Origin of the sequence: Mycobacterium sp. 852002-51163_SCH5372311 (genome assembly GCF_001667115.1) — a bacterium.
In the GTDB taxonomy this organism is placed as follows: Bacteria; Actinomycetota; Actinomycetes; order Mycobacteriales; family Mycobacteriaceae; genus Mycobacterium.
Window position 1 is genome coordinate 33,200 of the sequence record NZ_LZIJ01000089.1, and the last position, 19,021, is coordinate 52,220.

Here is a 19,021-nt window from a genome sequence, read left to right on the forward strand (position 1 = left end):
CCTAGGGAGTGACCGGCGGGGCCGGCGATGCGAGCCCAGACGCTAGGCGTCCTCGAGCAGGTCGGGCGTCACCGCCGACTCGGTGTCGGGGATGCCGTCGACCTTCGCCTTGCGATCGGCCATCGACAAAAGCCGTCGAATGCGGCCCGCCACAGCGTCTTTCGTCATCGGAGGGTCCGCGAGCCGGCCCAGCTCCTCCAGGGAAGCCTGCCGGTGCTCGACGCGCAATTTGCCGGCCGAGGCCAGGTGATCGGGCACGGTGTCGCCGAGGATCTCCAGCGCCCGCTCCACTCTGGCGGCCGCCGCCACCGCCGCCCGAGCCGAGCGGCGCAGATTGGCGTCGTCGAAATTGGCGAGCCGGTTGGCCGTAGCACGCACCTCACGACGCAACCGGCGCTCCTCCCAGATCACCCGGGTGTCCTGGGCACCCATCCGGGTCAGCAAGGTGCCGATCGCTTCGCCGTCGCGTATCACCACCCGGTCGGCGCCGCGCACCTCGCGGGCCTTGGCGCTGACCCCCAGCCGCCGCGCCGCCCCTACCAGAGCAAGCGCGGCCTCGGGACCGGGACAACTGACCTCCAGCGCCGACGAACGTCCCGGTTCGGTCAGCGAGCCGTGCGCCAGAAAGGCGCCCCGCCATGCGGCCTCGGCGTCGCCGACGCTGCCCCCGACGACCTGGGCGGGCAGGCCCCGCACCGGGCGCCCCCGCATGTCGAGCAGCCCGGTCTGACGGGCCAGCGCCTCCCCGTCGTTGGCGACTCGCAGCACGTAACGGGTGCTCTTGCGAATCCCACTGGCCGACAACACATGCACGACGGCGTTGTACCCGTACAAGTCGAAGATGTCCTTACGCAGCCGGCGCGCGATGCCGCCCAGGTCGACCTCGGCCTCCACGACCACCCGGCCGCCCACGATGTGCAATCCCCCGGCGAACCTCAGCAGCGACGTGACCTCTGCCCGCCGTGCACTGACAGATTTCACCACCAGGCGGCTGAGCTCTTCCTTGACTTCGGTCGTCATCGCCACGCGTCGTCACCCCTTGGTCCGTTGTCGACCCGGCCCATGCACGCCACTCTGTGAACGTTCACCGTCGATCGAGATCTCTTCGGTGGCCGTCGCAGCAGGCGCCGCCGGGCCATCATCACCCACGCGTACCCCATCCAAAGCCGCCGCCAGCTTGCCCGGGTCATGTAAAGGTGTACCAGGTCTGGCCACGTCGACGAAGTGGACCTCGGCTTGCAGCAGTGTTGCGGTGCGGCGCAGCTGATCCCGTTCCCGCTCACTTGGCACTCGTTCGGCATCGATGATGATGTCGTGCACGGTGAACCCGGACGGTGCATGCTGGGCCAGCACGTGCAGGTGCCGCTCCACCGAGAAGCCGGCGGTCTCCCCCGGTTCGGCCACCAGGTTGAGCACCAGCGCCCGTCGGGCCGTGGTGGCCCGCAGGGCCGCGGCCAGCCCAGGCACCAGCACGTGCGGGATCACGCTGGTGAACCACGATCCGGGTCCCAGCACCACCAGGTCGGCGGCCATGATGGCGTCGATGGCCTGCCGGGTCGCCCGCGGGTCGGCGGGTAGCAACCGGACTCGCCGGACCTTCCCCGGAGTGGTGGCGATCGCCACCTGGCCGCGGATCACCCGGAACATTCGCGGGTCGGCTTCCAGGCCCGACACGTCGGCTTCGATCTGCAGCGCGATCGGGCACATCGGCAGCACCCTGCCCTTCACGCCGAGGATGCGGCCGAGCTCGTCGAGGGCGGCGACCGGATCGGCAAGCATTTCGTTGAGCCCGGCCAGCAGCAGGTTGCCGATCGGATGTCCGGCCAGGGCACCACTACCGCCGAACCGGTGTTGCAGGATAGTAGCCCACAGCCGTCCGTATGGACTGTCGGATGCCAACGCCGCCAACGCCATTCGCAGATCTCCGGGTGGCACCACCTCTAGTTCGCTGCGCAGCCGGCCCGAGGAGCCACCGTCGTCCGCGACCGTCACGATGGCGGTGACGTAGGGCGTCAGCCGGCGGGCGGCCGACAATGTTGCGTACAGGCCGTGTCCGCCACCGAGGGCAACGATGCTTTGGTTCGCGGGGCTGACGGGTGAGGTCATTCGCGACCCAGATCCCGGTGCAGCACCCGCACCGACAGTTGCGGATCGGACCGCAGCAGTCCCATCAATGCCTCGGCGATCGCGACGCTGCGGTGCTTACCGCCGGTGCAGCCGATGGCGACCGTCATATAGCGCTTCCCCTCTCGGCGGTAGCCCTCGACGACCAACGACAGCAACTGATGGTAGGCGTCGAGAAAGTCGGCCGCGCCAGGTTGGCCCAACACGTATTCGCGGACCGCAGGATGTTGGCCGGTGAGCGGTCGCAACTCGTCGACCCAGTGCGGATTGGGGAGAAACCGGACATCCATCACCATGTCGGCATCCATCGGCAGGCCGTATTTGAAGCCGAACGACTCGACGGTGACGCTGGTGGTCGCTCCGGCGTCGCCGCCGAACGCGCGCTCGATGCTCTCCCGTAAACCGCGCACGGACAATGTCGACGTGTCGATGATCAGGTCTGCGGTGGCGCGGACCTGGGCCAGCATCCTGCGTTCGGCGGCAATTCCTTCGGCCAGGGTCTGCTGGCCCTGCAACGGATGACTGCGGCGATTCTGTTCGTAGCGGCGGACCAGCATGTCGTCTGATGCCTCCAGAAACACGACGCGGGGGGTGATGTGGCGGGTAGCCAATTCGGTGCGCACCGAATCCAGGTCGCCGGTGAATCCGCGGGACCGCACATCCATCACCACCGCCAGCTGGGTGATCCGCGATCCGGCCGCCAGCCCGAAATCGACCATCCGGGTGATCAGCTGGGGCGGCAGATTGTCGGCCACGTACCACCCGAGGTCCTCGAGCACTTTGGCCGCGGTGCCGCGCCCGGCACCGGACAACCCGGTCACCAGCACGACGTCGATATCGGCCGGCGAATCCTCGACGGTCATTCCGGCGCTCCGGAGGAGTCGGGCCGCAGCGCCTCGAGCACGGCCGTGGCAGTGGCCACGCCGATACCCGGAACGGCGGTGATCTGGTCGACGGTGGCCTCCTTGAGGCGGGCTATGGATCCGAAGTGGGTGACCAGAGCTTTGCGACGATGCTCTCCCAACCCGGGCACCGAGTCCAGCACCGATGCCGTCATGCGCTTGGATCGTTTGCTGCGATGGTAATTGATGGCAAATCGGTGTGCCTCGTCGCGGATCCGCTGCAACAGATACAGCCCCTCGCTGTTGCGCGGCATGATGATCGGATCCGGTTCCGAGGGCACCCACACCTCTTCGAGTCGCTTCGCCAAACCTATAACCGCGACGTCGCTGATACCGAGCTCGTCGAGCACCCCACTTGCCGCATTGACCTGCGGGGCGCCGCCGTCGACGACGAACAGGTTGGGCGGGTAGGCGAAGCGACGTGATTTGCCTTCCGGGGAAAGCAGATTCGGATCGCTCTGGTCCTGCAGGTGGCGCCAGAACCGGCGTCGGGTGACCTCGGCGATGGACGCGACGTCGTCGGAGCGTCCCTGCCCCGCGGCGTCGCGGATGCCGAAGTGGCGGTAGTCCGATTTGCGCGGCAGGCCGTCTTCGAATACCACCAGTGACCCCACCACGTCGGTGCCCTGCACGTGACTGACGTCGACACACTCGATCCGCAGTGGCGCAGCAGCCAACCCCAGCGCTTCCTGAATGTTCTGCAACGCAGCAGATCTCGCGTTGAAGTCGCCAGCACGCTTCAGCTTGTGTTGTTGCAGAGCGTCTTTCGCATTGCGCTGTACGGTTTCGGCCAGCGCACGCTTGTCGCCACGGCGGGGCACTCTCAGGACCACACGCCCGCCGCGCAGGCCGGACAGCCAGCTGGCCAGCTCTTCGGCGTTGGACGGCAGGCACGGCACCAGCACCTCGCGGGGCACCGGGTTGGCGGATTCGTCGGCCGCGCCGTCAAGTTCGGCCTGCTCGCCGTAGAACTGGGTGAGAAATTGCTCGACGAGTTGCTCCTCGCCCGAATCACCCGGGTCACCGGGCTTTTCGACGATCCAGCCGCGCTGGCCACGAACCCGGCCACCGCGGACGTGGAACACTTGCACCGCCGCTTCCAGTTCATCGTCGGCGAAGGCGACCACGTCGGCGTCGGTGCCGTCGCCGAGCACCACGGCCTGTTTCTCCATGGCCCGCTTCAGCGCGGACAAATCGTCGCGCAGCCGCGCGGCCCGTTCGAAATCGAGCTGCTCGGCAGCGGCATTCATCTGCTGTTCGAGATTCCGGGCAAAACGGTCGGTCTTGCCGGACAGGAAATCGCAGAAATCCATGACGATTTGGCGATGCTGCTCGGCAGTGACCCGGCCGATACACGGCGCCGAGCATTTGTCGATGTAGCCGAGCAGGCATGGACGGTCGATTTGCTTGTGCCGCTTGAACACTCCGGCCGAACAGGTACGGGCCGGAAACACCCGGGTGAGCAGATCCAGCGTTTCCCGGATCGCCCAGGCGTGTGAGTAGGGCCCGAAGTAGCGCACGCCCTTGCGCCGCGGGCCGCGATAGACCATCAACCGCGGAAACTCCTCGTTGAGGGTGACGGCCAGCGCCGGATAGGACTTGTCGTCCCGGTAGCGGACGTTGAAGCGTGGATCGAACTCCTTGATCCAGTTGTATTCCAGCTGCAACGCCTCGACTTCGGTGTTGACCACCGTCCACTCGACCTTGGCGGCGCTCGTCACCATCTGGCGGGTCCGCGGGTGCAGGCTGGCGACGTCGGCGAAGTAAGACGTCAGCCGGCTGCGCAGACTCTTGGCCTTGCCGACGTAGATGACTCGGCCGTGCGGGTCCCGGAATCGGTATACGCCCGGCTCGACCGGGATGGACCCGGGCGGGGGGCGATACGTCGCGGGATCTGGCACGTATCCCAGGCTATCGGGCGCTTAAGGGGTGGCGGCATCGGTGCCGAGCAGACGCAAAAGCACCACATTCGAGCCTGAATTAGGTGCTTTTGCGTCTGCTCGCGGCACCAAAAGTGGAAGTATCGCGAGGGTGGCTACCAAGAAACCGCAGACAATCTCTTATCCGGCACCAGGGTCGCGCCCGCGTCGCCACGACGCTGAGCCTCTCGATCCCCACGTCATCGTGCTGTTCGGCGCGACGGGCGACCTGGCTAAACGCAAGCTGCTGCCCGGCCTGGCGTATCTGGACCAGTCCGAGCTAGCGCCCGACATCCAGATCGTCGCGACGTCGCTCGAAGATTTCAACGACGACGAGTTCCGCGATCTCGCCAGAAAAGCCATCGACTCGTTCGGCACGCACAAGCTCACGCCCGAACAGTGGGACAACTTCGCACGGATTGTCACCTACGTCCCGCAGGACGCCGGACCCGAAGCACTCGCCGAGGCGGTCGCTCAAGCCGAGGACAAATTGGGGGGCGACGTGCGGCGACTGCATTACCTATCGGTTCCTCCCAAAGCGGCACGCGACGTCATCACCACACTGCGCGACGCCAAGCTCGTGGAGCGTTCCCGGGTGGTTATGGAGAAGCCATTCGGCACCGACCTGGATAGCGCGGTGTCGCTCAACGACTTCCTGCACGAAACATTCGAGGAATCCCAGATTTTCCGTATCGACCACTTCCTCGGCAAGGAGGCAGCCCAGAACATCTTGGCGTTCCGCTTTGCCAACGGCCTGTTCGAGCCAATCTGGAACCGCAACTTCATCGATCACATTCAAATCGACATTCCCGAAGAACTCGGCCTCGACCAGCGCGCCAACTTCTACGAAAGCACTGGCGCCTACAAAGACATGGTGGTAACGCATCTGTTCCAGGTGATGGCGTTCGTGGTGATGGAGCCACCGACGGCGCTTGAGCCGCGTGCCATCAGCGAAGAAAAGAACAAGGTGTTCCGGTCGATGCTGCCGGTCAAGACCGCGAATGTGGTGCGGGGCCAGTATGCCGGTTACCGCCAGGAGAAAGGCGTGGCGAAGGATTCCGACACCGAGACGTTCATTGCGCTCAAGGTCGGCATCGACAACTGGCGGTGGGCCGGGGTGCCGATCTATCTGCGCACCGGCAAGAAGATGGCCGAGGGCATCCGGGTCATCTCGATCGCGTTCAAGGAGGCTCCCCGAACCATGTTCCCGCCCGGGTCGGGCGTTGGAACGCAGGGCCCCGATCACCTCACGTTCGACCTCGCTGACAACTCGAAGGTTTCGCTGTCCTTCTACGGCAAGCGGCCCGGTCCCGGTATGAAGCTCGACAAATTGTCCATGCAGTTCGCTACGCAGGAGATCGACAGCGTTGTCGATGTGCTCGAGGCTTATGAGCGGCTCATCCTGGATGCGATGCGTGGCGATCACACATTGTTCAACACTGCCGAGGGCATCGAATCGTTGTGGGAGCGTTCAGAACAACTGCTCAACGACCCGCCGCCGGCCAAGATGTACCAGCCAGGTACGTGGGGCCCCAACGCAATTCATCAGTTGATCGCGCCCAACGCGTGGCGGTTGCCGTTCGAACGGGAATGGCGCGAGAAACGCTGAAGGGCACCTGCTCTGGCTGCCGGCCTTCAGGCTCTGCTGTTTAGCTGGTCCCGTCTTTTCGCCGCCCAGTCGGCCATCGGAAATCCTGCGTTGGAATCGCAAGCCGACATGACCAGAACCACTCGCGGGATCACGGCCAGCCCGTACTCACAGGTCCAATCCGGACGGGTCATGGTCCACACCAGGACGCCGTCGGACGTCGTGCCGAAGAAGCTCAGCCTCATCGGGCCGAAATCGCCCGACGGGGACACGCCGGTCGCGTCGCCACGGCAGTTGGACACGGCGCTGAAGCCATTCCACACCACATCGTGGGTATTCAATGCGCCGTCGTAGACGTCGATCGATTCGGCGTACAGCGCCTGGCTGTCGAACTTGTACGACGATTCGGCATGATCCCTGGACCCGGGCGGCCGAAGCGGCGAACCTTCGAAAAGCATTGCCGCCGAGCACTCTGCAGGGCGGGCGCTGGTGAAAAAGTTTGTGCCCACCGACGCCGCCGTCGCAGGCCCGAGCGGAGTCGTGTCCCCGTCCTGCAGCAACAGGTCTCGGGCCGCGATCGTGTGCGGCGGCGGTTCCCCAGAAGCCCGAACCGCTTTACCGGACACCGGCGTCGTGCACCCACCCAATGTCAGCATGACGATCAAAGTGACTGCCGTCCGCAATGGGCCGCGCACAATCATCGTTTCAGGTCCGGCCGGTATTGGGCCAGCAACGACCGCACGGCGTCCATGGCCGCCACGGCACGCTCCTTGTCGACGGCCTGGATCGCCATCACCGGAATGTATTCGTCGTCGGGCAAATCGATTCGCGCCCAGCGACTTCCGGCGGGGAATGACACACCGACCACGTCCGACCAGTCGACCAGCCTGTCGCCGAACAGATTACGCACCGACAGCCCGGGACGACCCACCCTCAGACGCGGCCGCGTGAAGAGCAGTATCACACCGGCGATGACTAGTCCAAGCGCGGCCATCGCTACCTGGTCCGCGGTCTGGAAGATCACTCCACTGGATTTGATCTTCAGCAGCAAGCCCACGACGATATGCGCCGAAGCGATCAGAAACGCTGCGATACAGGCGAATATCGGTGTCAGATGGGAACGCAGCTCGACATCCCAATCGGCGGGAGGCGGCGGGTTCACGGCTCAGCGCGCAGGTCGCGCAAGGTCAGCGCGGTGGCCAAAGCCGCCGCCGTCGCCTGGGCACCCTTGTCCTCAGCCGAGTCCGGGAGCCCGGCCCGATCCAGCGCCTGCTCTTCGGTGTTTGTGGTCAGTACACCGTTGGCGACCGGCGTCGACTCGTCCAGCGAAACCCGCGTCAGGCCCTGCGTCACCGCATCGCAGACATAGTCGAAATGCGGTGTTTGACCGCGAATTACGACACCCAGTGCGACGACCGCATCGTGGCTGCGGGCGAGTTCCTGTGCTACCACCGGAATCTCGATCGCGCCCAGCACGCGGACCACCGTGGGGTTGTCGATCCCGGACTCAGTGGCCACCTTGCGTGCGCCGGCCAGCAGCGCATCGCAGATTTCGCTGTGCCAGGTGCTGGCAACGATCGCGAGCCGCACCCCCGCAGCGTCCAGCAACGGTACGTCCGGCACCCCGGCGCCACCGCTCACAGAGCATCACTCACAAAGCACCGCCGAATTCACCGGGCAGATGCACGGATTCGTGGAAGTCGTCCAGCCCGACCAGGTCGTGGCCCATCTTGTCGCGTTTGGTCATCAGATACCGAATGTTCTCGGCGTTGGCCCGCACCGGCAGCGGTACCCGCTCGATGATGTGCAATCCGTAGCCATCGAGGCCGACTCGCTTGGCCGGGTTGTTGGTCAGCAGCCGCATCGAGCGTACGCCCAGGTCCACCAGGATCTGCGCGCCAATCCCGTAATCCCTTGCATCGGCCGGCAATCCGAGCTTGAGGTTGGCCTCCACCGTGTCTTCGCCGGCGTCCTGCAGCTGGTAGGCCTGTAGCTTGTGCATCAGGCCGATGCCGCGGCCCTCGTGGCCGCGCATGTACAGCACGACGCCACGTCCCTCTCGCGCGACCATCGCCATCGCGGCGTCCAGCTGTGGTCCGCAATCGCAACGGCGGGAACCGAACACATCGCCGGTCAGACATTCGGAGTGCACCCGGACCAGCACGTCGTCGCCGTCGGCGTTCGGGCCGGCGATCTCGCCCCGGATCAGCGCGATGTGCTCCACATCCTCGTAGATGCTGCTGTAGCCGATAGCGCGAAACTCGCCGTGCCGCGTCGGGATGCGGGCCTCGGCGATCCGCTCAATGTGCTTTTCGTGTTTACGCCGCCATTCGATCAAATCGGCAATGGTGATCATCGCCAGACCGTGCTCGTCGGCGAACACCCGCAGCTCGTCGGTCTGGGCCATCGAGCCCTCGTCCTTCTGGCTGACGATCTCGCAGATCGCTCCCGCCGGGTGCAACCCCGCCATGCGAGCCAAGTCGACGGCGGCCTCGGTGTGACCGGGACGACGTAACACACCACCGTCCTTGGCGCGCAACGGAACAACGTGACCGGGACGGGTGAAATCGTCGGCGACGCTAGTGGGATCGGCCAGCAACCGCATCGTGGTCGCCCGGTCGGAGGCCGAAATTCCGGTACCCACACCCTTTTTGGCGTCGACGGTAACCGTGTAGGCGGTGCCGTGCTTGTCCTGGTTCACCGCGTACATCGGTAACAGACCCAGCCGGTCGCAGATCGCCCCGTCCAGCGGGACACACAGATAGCCCGAGGTGTAACGGACCATGAAGGCCACCATCTCCGGTGTCGCCATTTGCGCAGCGAAGATCAGGTCGCCCTCGTTCTCGCGATCCTCGTCGTCGATGACGACGACGGCCTTGCCGGCCGCGATGTCGGCAACCGCCCGTTCGACGGAGTCCAACCTCGTCATCGCTACTACCTTGCTGTCGGAAGGGCGCGTACTGAGTGCCCAAGTGTTGCATTCAGTATGAACCACCGCACCCCTGGCATTATTGCCACGGTTTATTCAACGGGACGGTTCACGTGCAAAGTCGCGGGATCCAGCGCCTGACGCCATTGCTGGCGGACACCGCGCGTTTGGAAGGCCCTGAAGACGTGGAAGTAGCGGACGAAGTCGAAGTCTTCGTAGTCCGCGGGCAGGGTGAATGAAATGACCCAAGGCTCGGCCTGCCCTTGGCGGATCTCACACAGATTGCCCAGGCTGGTATCCGGCCAGCTGATCTCGTAACCGTCGCGCGGGTATTCGAAGACTGTCACCGGACGGCCGCTTTTCAGTCGCTTCTTGAGGTCCGGTACTTGAATTCGCCGCGCCAGCCACCCGGCATACCCGCTTTTGTCGACGAGGGTGCAGCGCAAAGTCTGATCGGTGAGCTCTAGGCGCGCGATCGGCGGCGACCCCCGATGCAGCAATCCGGCGTAAGGCAGCCCCCAGAACACACTCAACATCGGGCTACGACGCAGCAGATAGACATCGGTCACCGGTGGCGGGGTCGTCGACATGAGAAACGTCGCCGAATTCAGGGCTAGTAACCGGTGTGGTGAATATCGGAAGACGCTCACGACCTTCTCCTGTCACGCTCCTGTCACGGGGCTTCCGCTATTTTCGCAGCGTTTCCCCCACTCGCGCCCAGCAACCGCTCCACGTACTTGGCGATCACGTCGACTTCGAGGTTGACCTGAGTCCCGGCCGGCGCGGTGCCCAGCGTGGTCAGTTCGCGGGTGGTCGGGATCAGCGAGACCTCGAACCAGTCTCGCGGTTCTGAACCCAGACCTGACACGGTCAGCGAAATCCCGTCGACAGTGATCGAGCCCTTCTCCACGATGTACCGGGCGACCGAAGGGGGCACTTCGATCCTCACCACCTCCCAGTGCTCGGACGGCGTACGGGCAATTACTACGCCGGTGCCGTCCACGTGCCCCTGCACGATGTGTCCGCCCAGCCGGCTGTTGACGGCCGCGGCGCGTTCCAGGTTCACCCGGCTGCCGACCGCGAGTTCACCCAAGTTGGACCGCTGAAGCGTCTCGGCCATCACGTCGGCACTGAACTGGCCGTCCGGGAGCACCTCCACGACGGTGAGGCAGACGCCGTTGACCGCGATCGAATCTCCGTGGCCGGCGTCTGCGGTCACCACAGGACCCCGGACCACCAATCGCGCGGCATCAGACAGGCTCTCCCGGCCGGTCACCTCTCCGAGTTCCTCGACAATTCCGGTGAACATCGCACCAGGTTAATGAGTGTTGCGACGCTCCGGCACCCCAGTGGTTCACTGGCCGCGTCAGCAGCACCCTCTACGATGGCAGACTATGCAGATTTATAGGTTGTGGTCGCAGTCGCGTCATTGTCCGAGGCGATGGAACGCATGACGAATCCAGATGAAGGTAAGGGCGTCCCGCATGGTGAAGGGTTAGACCCCGTGGCGCCACCTACTGAGGACAATCCACCCACAGCACCAGGCACCGCAAACATGGGCATGCAACCCCCACCAGCCGCCGTGGAACCGGATGCAGTCGCCCGGCCGTCCCGGACACGGCTACTGCTGGGCTTGGGCGTGCTGCTGATCGTTGGCGTTGTGGTGGCGGCTGCGGTGGTGATCTTCTTTCTCCAGCACGATTCCAAGAAGAGCGGCGCACCCCTCCCGGACGCGAAGACGTTGGTCAAGCAATCCGCAGACGTCACCAAGACCGTCAAAACCGCGCACCTGGACCTTACGGTGAACGGCAAGATTCAGGGGCTGCCGCTCAAAGCACTGACCGGCGATCTCGCTACCACCCCCACCACCGCGGCGAAAGGCAACGCCAAGATCTTGCTCGGCGGGAGCAGTGAGATAGATGCCGACTTCGTGATCCTGGACGGCGAGCTGTACAGCACCGCGCTGAGCCCCGGCAAATGGGACGACATGGGGAAAGTGGACGACCTCGTCCATTACGATCCGTCGTCGATCCTGAACCCCGACACCGGTCTCGCCAACGTGCTGGCAAACCTCACCGACCCCAAGGCCGAGGGTCGCGACACCATCAATGGGCAGACCACCATCCGGATCAGTGGGAAAGTCAGCGCGGATGTCCTCAACAAGCTGGCACCTCTGAATGTGTCCCAGCCGACGCCGACTACCGTGTGGATCCAGGAGACCGGCGACCACCAGTTGGCGCAGGTGAAGGTGGACAAGGGTTCGGGCAATTCGATCCAGATGGCCCTGTCGAACTGGAACCAGCCGGTCCAGGTCACCAAGCCGGAGAGCTGATCAGCATGCGGGCCGGACGCCGAGTCGCGATCAGCGCGGGCAGCCTCGCAGTACTGCTGGGCGCCCTGGACACCTATGTCGTCGTGACCATCATGCGCGACATCATGACGGACGTCGGCATCCCGATTAACAAGCTGCAGCGGATCACCTGGATCGTCACGCTGTACCTGCTGGGTTACATCGCCGCGATGCCGCTGCTGGGCCGCGCCTCCGACCGGTTCGGCCGCAAGATGCTGCTGCAGGTCAGCCTGGCCACGTTCATGGTCGGATCGGTGGTCACAGCCTTGGCCGGTCATTTCGGCGACTTCCACATGCTGCTCGCCGGCCGCACCATCCAGGGCGTGGCCAGCGGCGCGTTGCTGCCGGTCACCCTGGCACTGGGCGCCGATTTGTGGTCGCAGCGCAACCGCGCCGGAGTGCTCGGCGGTATCGGCGCCGCCCAGGAACTGGGCAGCGTGCTGGGGCCCCTGTACGGGATCTTCATCGTCTGGCTTTTCCACGACTGGCGTTACGTGTTCTGGATCAACGTCCCGCTGACCTTGATCTCGATGGCGATGATCCAGTTGAGTCTGCCGTCACACGACCGCAGCGCCGAGCCGGAGCGGATCGACCTGGTCGGCGGGCTGCTGTTGGCCATCACGCTGGGTCTGGCCGTGATCGGGCTGTACAACCCCAACCCAGACGGCAAACATGTGCTGCCGAGCTATGGGTTGCCGTTGGTGATCGGTGCGGTCGTCGCGGCGGTGGTGTTCTTCGTCTGGGAGCGTTACGCACGCACCCGATTGATCGACCCGGCCGGCGTGCACTTCCGGCCTTTCCTGTCCGCTCTGGGCACATCCGTCACTGCGGGCGCGGCACTGATGGTGACGCTGGTCGACGTGGAACTGTTCGCGCAGGGCGTGCTGGGCAAGAGCCAAACCGAGGCGGCCGGACTGCTGCTGTGGTTCCTCATCGCGCTGCCGATCGGGGCACTGCTGGGCGGCTGGATCGCCACCAAGATCGGCGACCGCGCGGTGACCTTCGTCGGGATGCTCATCGCTGCCTTCGGCTACTGGCTGATTCACTACTGGCGGGAAGACCTGCTGGACCGCCATCACAGTATCTTCGGGTTGTTCGATGTGCCCTGGGTGCACGCCGACCTGCTGGTTGCCGGTCTGGGCCTGGGCCTGGTCATCGGGCCCCTTTCTTCGGCCACCCTGCGCGTTGTGCCCGCGGCGCAGCACGGCATCGCCTCAGCGGCGGTGGTGGTGGCCCGGATGACCGGCATGCTGATCGGTGTGGCGGCGCTGAGCGCCTGGGGTTTCTTCCGGTTCAATCAGATCCTCGCGGAGAAGCTGTCCCACATACCCCCAGAGCTCAAGGGGATTTCCCGGATGCTCGCGCAGCGGCCACTGATCACGCAGGCATTCGGAGAGATGTACGGCGACATTTTCACGGCCACCGTCCTCATTTGTATCGTCGGTGCGCTATTGGGTCTGCTGATCAGCGCCCGCAAAGAGCACGCCGAAGAACCCGACGTTGCCGAGGCGGAACCCGTAACAGACCCAGCCCCCACGGCTTGATTGTTCAGCCGCGCGACACCAGGCTGAGCATCAGGTCCGATCCGACACGCTCGACACAGTCGAACTGCCAGCGCAACGCACGCGAGATGCTGGATACCCCCACGTCGTCGACCGCGACGACGGGACCACCCAGCAGGATCGGCGCCACATAAGCCAGAATGCGGTCGATCGCCCCCGCCCGCAGGAAAGAACCGGCGAGGGTCGGCCCACCCTCCAACAGCACATCGGTACGGTCGGAAAGCGCCTTGAGCACCTCCAGCGGATCGTGGGTCCGGATCACCATAGTGCGCGCATCGTCGTTGAGAACCTTTGCCTCGGAAGGTATTTCACGCATACCCACAACTACGCGCAGCGGCTGCCGCTCGGCCAGCGAGCCGTCCGGCAACCGCGCCGTCAAGGCCGGATCGTCGGCCAGCACGGTGCCGGTGCCCACCACAATCGCGTCGGCAGCGGCGCGACGCCGATGCAGGTCGGCTCGGGCCGCCTCACCGGTGATCCACTGGCTGGATCCGTCGGCGGCGGCGCTGCGCCCGTCGATGCTGGTGGCATACTTCCAGGTCACGTGCGGGAGCCCGGTCCGCTGCTTGTGCAGCCACTCTCGCAGCGGCCCGCTGGCCACCTGATCGGCGAGCACACCGGAGCGCACCCGCACTCCCGCCGCCGCCAGCCGTTGCGCCCCACCTGCCGCGATCTCGTGGGGGTCGGCGACCGCGTAGATCACCTCCTCGACGCGCGCTTCGATCAAAGCGTCCACGCACGGCGGAGTCTTGCCGAAGTGGTTACACGGCTCGAGCGTGACCACCGCGATGCCGCCGGCGGCCAGGCCCCCCGCCCGGCGCAGCGCGATGACCTCGGCGTGATCGCCGCCCGCCGGCTGGGTGACGCCGACGCCCACCACCCGGCAGTCCTGGTCCAAGATCACCGCCCCGACCGGCGGATTGGGATACGTAGTGCCCTTGACCTGGCAGGAGTGCTCGATCGCCAGGCGCATCGCCTCGTCGATGCTGTCGACCTTTTCGACGCTGCTCATGACCTGCTCTGGGACCGATCAGACGCCCAGATGTGGCGAGGCGGCACCGGCCTGGCGCCGCAGAGCCTCGACGGCGGCCTCGGGGTCATCCGCGCCGTATACCGCCGACCCGGCGACAAAGCAGTCGACGCCGGCCTCGGCCGCCTGCTCGATGGTGTCCTCGTTGATGCCGCCGTCTATCTCGACGAGGATTGTCAGCTCGCCCGCATCGACCATCTTGCGCACGATGCGCACCTTCCCCAGCACGTCGGGGATGAAGTCCTGACCGCCGAAGCCAGGCTCTACCGACATGATCAGCAAGGTGTCGAAGTGCGGAAGGATATCCAGGTAGGGCTCCAACGGAGTGCCCGGCTTGACGCTGATCCCGGCCTTGGCGCCGGCAGCCCGGATGTCCCGGGCCACCGCGACCGGATTATCGGTTGCCTCGGCGTGGAAGGTGACGTTGTAGGCGCCCGCTTCGGCGTACGGCGGCGCCCACCGGTCCGGGTTCTCGATCATCAGATGGCAATCCATCGGGATGTCGGTGACGGCCAACAGGCTCTCCACCACCGGCAGGCCGATCGTCAGGTTCGGCACGAAGTGGGCATCCATCACGTCGACATGCAACCAGTCGGCGCCGTTAACAGCTGCTGCCTCGTCGGCGAGCCGGGCGAAATCGGCGGCCAGGATGGACGGCGCTATCAGCGGTCGCGTGTTGCCGGCAGACATGTGCGCCACACTACTTACTTCCGGTTAGGTCCGGGCACACCGGCGCAGCGCGGCGGCGAACATGGCATCGGTGCCGTGGCGGTGCGGCCAGAGTTGCACATGCGGGCCGCAACCCAAACCTTCGCGAACCGGCTCGAACAGCGGCCGAGTGTCCATGGCGCACACCGGATGACGGCGCAGCGCGTCGGCGACGACGCCGGTGGTTTCGGCCAGATGTGGCGAACAGGTCGCATAGAGCACCACCCCGCCCGGCCGGGTGAGTTCGATTGCGGCCGCCAGCAGCTCACGTTGCAACCTGGCCAATGCGGGTACGTCGGCCGGTTGACGCCGCCAGCGCGCCTCGGGCCGCCGGCGCAATGCGCCCAACCCGGTGCACGGCACGTCAACGAGCACTCGGTCGAAACCGGGCTCGAGATCGCTATGCCTCCCGTCCACCTGCAGCACCTCGACGGGCAGCCCGCGGGTGTTCTCGGCCACCAGCTCTGCACGACGCGGCGACGGCTCGACGGCGATAACCCGTGCCAACGGGCCGGCGCACTGGCTCGGCAGCAAAGCGGCCAGCAGCGCGGTCTTGCCGCCGGGACCGGCGCACAGGTCCAGCCAGCGTCCGGCGTCGTCGTCGACCGGCGCCAGTGTCAGCGCGCGGGCAACCAGTTGGCTGCCCTCGTCCTGGACCAAAGCCCTACCGTCGCGCACCGCCTCCAGCTGCGCGGGATCGCCGCCCGGCAGGTACACCGCATACGGCGAATAACGTCCCACGGTGCCGTGCCCCTCCGGGCCTGATTCAGCGGCCAAGTCGGCGGCGGTCAGCACTCCCGGGCGTGCCGCCAGATGCACTTGAGGCCGTTCGTCGTCGCTGGCCAGTAACGCGTCGAGTTCTCCGGCTGCCGCGCCCAACGCGTCGGCGAAGGCCTGGGCGATCCAGCGCGGGTGTGCATGCACGAACGCCGCGTGACCGATCGGATCCCGCGACCGGTCGGGAGCCAGCTCGTCGACCCAGGACCGCTCGTCGCGCCCGGCGATGGTACGCAGTACAGCGTTCACGAAACCCGCTCGCGCCGAATCGAATTCGATTCCAGCCTGTTCCACGGTGGTGGACACCGCAGCGTGCGCGCCGACGCGGGTGCGCAGCAGTTGGTAAGTGCCGAGGCGGAGCAGGTCGAGCAGCTCCGGGTTGATCGCCTGCGTCGGACGTCCGGCCGCCGCACTGATCACCGCATCGAGCAGACCCAGGGTGCGGCAGGTGCCGTAGGTCAGCTCGGTGGCGAACGCGGCGTCGCGTCCGCTGATGCCGCGTTGACGGAGCAGCGCGGGCAAGGCCAGGTTCGCGTAGGCGCTGCGTTCGCTGACCGCCCGCACCACGTCGTAGGCTGCGCGACGTGCCGGGTCCAGCGGCCGGCGGCGCTGCGGGCGTTTGGGAGTCATGACGCCCGCGCGTTGGGATCGAGCCGGGCGCCGCGGGCCCAATCGACGGCGTTCATGGCTTTCTTGCCGGGCGGCTGAATCTGGCCAAGCCGCACCGGATCCGAGCCGGTCCCGATCCAGACGCTCTTGCGTCCTACCTGAATAGCCCCGGGCGGCAAGGATTCCGGTGCCTCAGGGCCGGAGTCGAAGTGGACCGGGCCGAGCTTTACCCGCCGATCTCCGATGAGTGTCCACGCCCCGGGATTCGGTGTCACAGCGCGAATCCGGCGATCCACGACCGGCGCGGGCAGATCCCAGCGCACCCGGGCCTGCTCGACGGTGATCTTCGGGGCCACGCTGACTCCGTCGGTCGGTTGCGGTCGCGGCGTCAGTGTCCCGTCGGCGATGCCGTCCAGGGTCGTCGACAGCAGCACGGCACCTGAATCCGCCAGCCGCGCAAGCAGATCGCCCGCCGTGTCGGTGGGCCGGATCGTCTCGGTGACCACCCCGTAAACCGGCCCGGAGTCCAGGCTTCGCTCGATCTGAAATGTCGTCGCTCCAGTGATGGTGTCCCCCGCGGCGATCGCAGCCTGCACCGGCGCCGCACCGCGCCACGCCGGCAGCAGCGAGAAGTGCAGGTTGATCCAGCCGTGTGGCGGCACCGCCAGCAACGCGTCACCGAGCAGCGCGCCGTAGGCCACTACCGCGCAACACTCCGGTGCCACCTCCGAGAGCTCGCCGACGAACTCCGGCGAGTTCGGCCGCGACGGTCGCAGCACCGGAATACCGCGATCCAGCGCCTCGCGAGCCACAGCTGACGGCTCTGGCCTGCCCCGCCTGCCGGAGGCGGCATCGGGTCGAGTCAGCACCGCCACCACGTCGTGGCGCGGCGAGTCGACGAGCAGACGCAGCGCAGGCAATGCGGTTTCCGGGGTGCCGGCGAAGACGAGGCGCACCGGCACAGTCTAAGAAAGAGCCGAGCCAGAAAACGCCGGAGCCAGCGGGGCGCCGCGGAGTTCTACATTTCGTCGTCGAGGTACGCCGCCGGTTCACCGCCGGCGGTGGTGAACGCGTTGAGCGCACGCACCAGCCCGTGGCGGTCCTGAAGCGGCATTTGCTCGACTATGCGGGCGATCTCGGCGCGTCGGTGCGCAGTGACCTGCCGGACGATTTTGCGTCCGTGCGGCGTCAGCGCGGCCAACAGCTCGCGGCGCGAGGTCGGGTGCGGCATCCGATCGATGAGGCCGGCGCTGACCAGCCGATCGACCATGCGGCCGGTAGCCGACGGCTTGACGCCTAACAGCCCGGCCAGCGTCGCGAGGTTGATCGGACCCTGGCTGGACAGGATCACCAGGGTCCGGAATTGCGGGATGGTGATGCTCTCGTCCACCAAAGCTATCGAGCGGGCAGAGATCGCCACCAACAACCGAGACGCGGTCAGCAACGCGTCGGTGATCGCGTCCAGGGAGTCGTCGACCGGTAAAGCATTGTCCGCCGGCATCCTGGGTTCCCCTTTTCCCGAGCCGTCTATTCGTTTCCGCATCACCGTAAAAGCTATGGCGCGGTGAGTCTAGCAAAGCCCGAATGTAGTAGGTGTACATTATTGCTTATGTATACTGTTGCTGATACCGTCGACGGCGACGTTGCCCCCATTCTTCGCACCCCCAGGAGCTACCCATGACGATCGACACGCCTATTCGCGAGGACCAGGACCTTGCGGCCACACACCGTGCGGTATGGGCATCGGGCGACTACGCCCTGATGGCCGAGGAGGTCATGGCCCCGCTCGGCCCAATCCTGGTTGCAGCGACGGGGATTGGCCCCGGTCAGCGGGTGCTCGACGTCGCCGCCGGGTCTGGCAATATCTCGCTTCCGGCAGCCCGGGCGGGCGCCAGTGTGGTATCCACCGACCTCACCCCGGAACTGCTGGACCGATCCCGAAGCAGGGCAACAGAGCTGGGCCTGACGCTGCACTGGCAAAACGCCGACGCACAGGCCCTGCCGTTCGGCGACGGCGAGTTCGACACCGTGATCTCGGCGATCGGCGTGATGTTCGCACCGGATCAGCAGCGTGCCGCCGACGAACTGGTGCGGGTATGCCGCCCCGGCGGCACGATCGGCGTAATCAGTTGGACACCAACGGGATTCTTCGGCCGGATGCTGGCCACCATCCGGCCGTACCGCCCCACCCTTACGGCCGCCGTCCCACCGGCGGCGCTGTGGGGTCGCGAGGATTACGTCCGTGGCCTGCTGGGCGATCGGGCCGACGACGTCAGCATGCGTCGAGAGACGTTGACGGTCAACCGCTTTGACAGTGCCGAGGACGTGCACTACTACTTCAGGAATCACTACGGCCCGACGATCGAGGCGTTCGCGAACATCGGCGAGAATGCGGTTCTGGCGGCCGCGCTGGATGCGGAGCTGATCGCACTCGCGCAGGAGTTCCTGGTCGGCGGGGTCATGGAGTGGGAGTATCTGCTGCTGACCGCGAAGAAACGATGAGCCGGCCTGCACTAGCGTCGT

18 protein-coding genes and 1 pseudogene are annotated in these 19,021 nt (G+C 65.9%); 4 read left to right on the top strand and 15 right to left on the bottom strand.

Features of this window, described 5'->3' with window-relative positions; all coding sequences use genetic code 11:
- Positions 1 to 42: 42 nt before the first annotated feature.
- From whiA to uvrC, 4 genes and pseudogenes are all read right to left on the bottom strand, one after another.
- Positions 43 to 1,020, bottom strand: coding sequence for a DNA-binding protein WhiA (gene whiA, locus A5791_RS11840; RefSeq protein WP_067236052.1), 978 nt, complete (start codon positions 1,018 to 1,020; stop codon positions 43 to 45).
- Positions 1,017 to 2,106: pseudogene (gene yvcK, locus A5791_RS11845) on the bottom strand (uridine diphosphate-N-acetylglucosamine-binding protein YvcK). The gene whiA and the pseudogene yvcK overlap by 4 nt, the downstream one beginning before the upstream one ends.
- A complete protein-coding gene (rapZ, locus tag A5791_RS11850) occupies positions 2,103 to 2,987 on the bottom strand; it encodes an RNase adapter RapZ (protein WP_067236056.1) in 885 nt (294 codons plus the stop codon). The pseudogene yvcK and the gene rapZ overlap by 4 nt, the downstream one beginning before the upstream one ends.
- A complete protein-coding gene (gene uvrC, locus A5791_RS11855) occupies positions 2,984 to 4,927 on the bottom strand; it encodes an excinuclease ABC subunit UvrC (RefSeq protein WP_067236057.1) in 1,944 nt (647 codons plus the stop codon). The genes rapZ and uvrC overlap by 4 nt, the downstream gene beginning before the upstream one ends.
- A 130-nt stretch (positions 4,928 to 5,057) precedes the next feature.
- Between uvrC and zwf the strand changes: the two genes are divergently transcribed.
- Complete coding sequence (gene zwf, locus A5791_RS11860) at positions 5,058 to 6,554, top strand: glucose-6-phosphate dehydrogenase (RefSeq protein ID WP_067236060.1); 1,497 nt, start codon at positions 5,058 to 5,060, stop codon at positions 6,552 to 6,554.
- Positions 6,555 to 6,580: 26 nt separating this feature from the next.
- On the opposite strand, the gene A5791_RS11865 is transcribed toward zwf, so the two are convergent.
- The 6 genes from A5791_RS11865 to A5791_RS11890 form a co-directional block, all read right to left on the bottom strand.
- On the bottom strand, positions 6,581 to 7,234 hold the full coding sequence (locus A5791_RS11865; RefSeq protein ID WP_067236063.1) for a hypothetical protein: 654 nt from the start codon (positions 7,232 to 7,234) through the stop codon (positions 6,581 to 6,583).
- Positions 7,231 to 7,695: a PH domain-containing protein gene (locus A5791_RS11870; RefSeq protein ID WP_067236066.1), complete on the bottom strand. Its 465-nt coding sequence runs from the start codon at positions 7,693 to 7,695 to the stop codon at positions 7,231 to 7,233. Before A5791_RS11870 ends, A5791_RS11865 begins: the two co-directional genes overlap by 4 nt.
- Positions 7,692 to 8,174, bottom strand: a complete 483-nt coding sequence (gene ribH, locus A5791_RS11875) for a 6,7-dimethyl-8-ribityllumazine synthase (RefSeq protein WP_067236069.1) — start codon at positions 8,172 to 8,174, stop codon at positions 7,692 to 7,694. The genes A5791_RS11870 and ribH overlap by 4 nt, the downstream gene beginning before the upstream one ends.
- A 10-nt stretch (positions 8,175 to 8,184) precedes the next feature.
- Positions 8,185 to 9,462, bottom strand: coding sequence for a bifunctional 3,4-dihydroxy-2-butanone-4-phosphate synthase/GTP cyclohydrolase II (locus tag A5791_RS11880; protein ID WP_067236073.1), 1,278 nt, complete (start codon positions 9,460 to 9,462; stop codon positions 8,185 to 8,187).
- Between the two features lie 92 nt (positions 9,463 to 9,554).
- Positions 9,555 to 10,112, bottom strand: coding sequence for a hypothetical protein (locus tag A5791_RS11885; protein WP_156661173.1), 558 nt, complete (start codon positions 10,110 to 10,112; stop codon positions 9,555 to 9,557).
- A 23-nt stretch (positions 10,113 to 10,135) separates the two neighbouring features.
- Positions 10,136 to 10,771 carry a riboflavin synthase gene (locus tag A5791_RS11890; RefSeq protein WP_067236079.1) on the bottom strand — a complete coding sequence of 212 codons (636 nt, stop codon included), beginning with the start codon at positions 10,769 to 10,771 and terminating at the stop codon, positions 10,136 to 10,138.
- Between the two features lie 252 nt (positions 10,772 to 11,023).
- Here A5791_RS11890 and A5791_RS11895 point away from each other — a divergent pair, with 252 nt between their 5' ends.
- Both A5791_RS11895 and A5791_RS11900 read left to right on the top strand, forming a co-directional pair.
- The gene (locus A5791_RS11895) at positions 11,024 to 11,794 is read left to right on the top strand and encodes an LppX_LprAFG lipoprotein (protein WP_082966879.1); all 771 of its coding nucleotides are present in this window, start codon (positions 11,024 to 11,026) and stop codon (positions 11,792 to 11,794) included.
- A 5-nt stretch (positions 11,795 to 11,799) separates the two neighbouring features.
- The gene (locus tag A5791_RS11900; RefSeq protein WP_156661175.1) at positions 11,800 to 13,356 is read left to right on the top strand and encodes an MFS transporter; all 1,557 of its coding nucleotides are present in this window, start codon (positions 11,800 to 11,802) and stop codon (positions 13,354 to 13,356) included.
- A gap of 4 nt (positions 13,357 to 13,360) precedes the next feature.
- Here the strand turns inward: A5791_RS11900 and ribD are convergent, their stop codons facing one another.
- The 5 genes from ribD to A5791_RS11925 form a co-directional block, all read right to left on the bottom strand.
- A complete protein-coding gene (gene ribD / locus A5791_RS11905; protein WP_067236083.1) occupies positions 13,361 to 14,386 on the bottom strand; it encodes a bifunctional diaminohydroxyphosphoribosylaminopyrimidine deaminase/5-amino-6-(5-phosphoribosylamino)uracil reductase RibD in 1,026 nt (341 codons plus the stop codon).
- 18 nt (positions 14,387 to 14,404) lie between these two features.
- Entirely contained in the window at positions 14,405 to 15,094 is a 690-nt protein-coding gene (rpe, locus tag A5791_RS11910) for a ribulose-phosphate 3-epimerase (protein WP_067236086.1), read from the bottom strand.
- Positions 15,095 to 15,118: 24 nt separating this feature from the next.
- Positions 15,119 to 16,519, bottom strand: coding sequence for an RsmB/NOP family class I SAM-dependent RNA methyltransferase (locus tag A5791_RS11915; protein ID WP_067236088.1), 1,401 nt, complete (start codon positions 16,517 to 16,519; stop codon positions 15,119 to 15,121).
- Entirely contained in the window at positions 16,516 to 17,454 is a 939-nt protein-coding gene (gene fmt, locus A5791_RS11920; protein WP_067236295.1) for a methionyl-tRNA formyltransferase, read from the bottom strand. Before fmt ends, A5791_RS11915 begins: the two co-directional genes overlap by 4 nt.
- A 62-nt stretch (positions 17,455 to 17,516) precedes the next feature.
- Positions 17,517 to 17,999 carry a MarR family winged helix-turn-helix transcriptional regulator gene (locus tag A5791_RS11925; RefSeq protein ID WP_067236091.1) on the bottom strand — a complete coding sequence of 161 codons (483 nt, stop codon included), beginning with the start codon at positions 17,997 to 17,999 and terminating at the stop codon, positions 17,517 to 17,519.
- Positions 18,000 to 18,175: 176 nt separating this feature from the next.
- Here A5791_RS11925 and A5791_RS11930 point away from each other — a divergent pair, with 176 nt between their 5' ends.
- The gene (locus A5791_RS11930; RefSeq protein ID WP_067236093.1) at positions 18,176 to 19,000 is read left to right on the top strand and encodes a class I SAM-dependent methyltransferase; all 825 of its coding nucleotides are present in this window, start codon (positions 18,176 to 18,178) and stop codon (positions 18,998 to 19,000) included.
- Positions 19,001 to 19,021 lie beyond the last annotated feature (21 nt).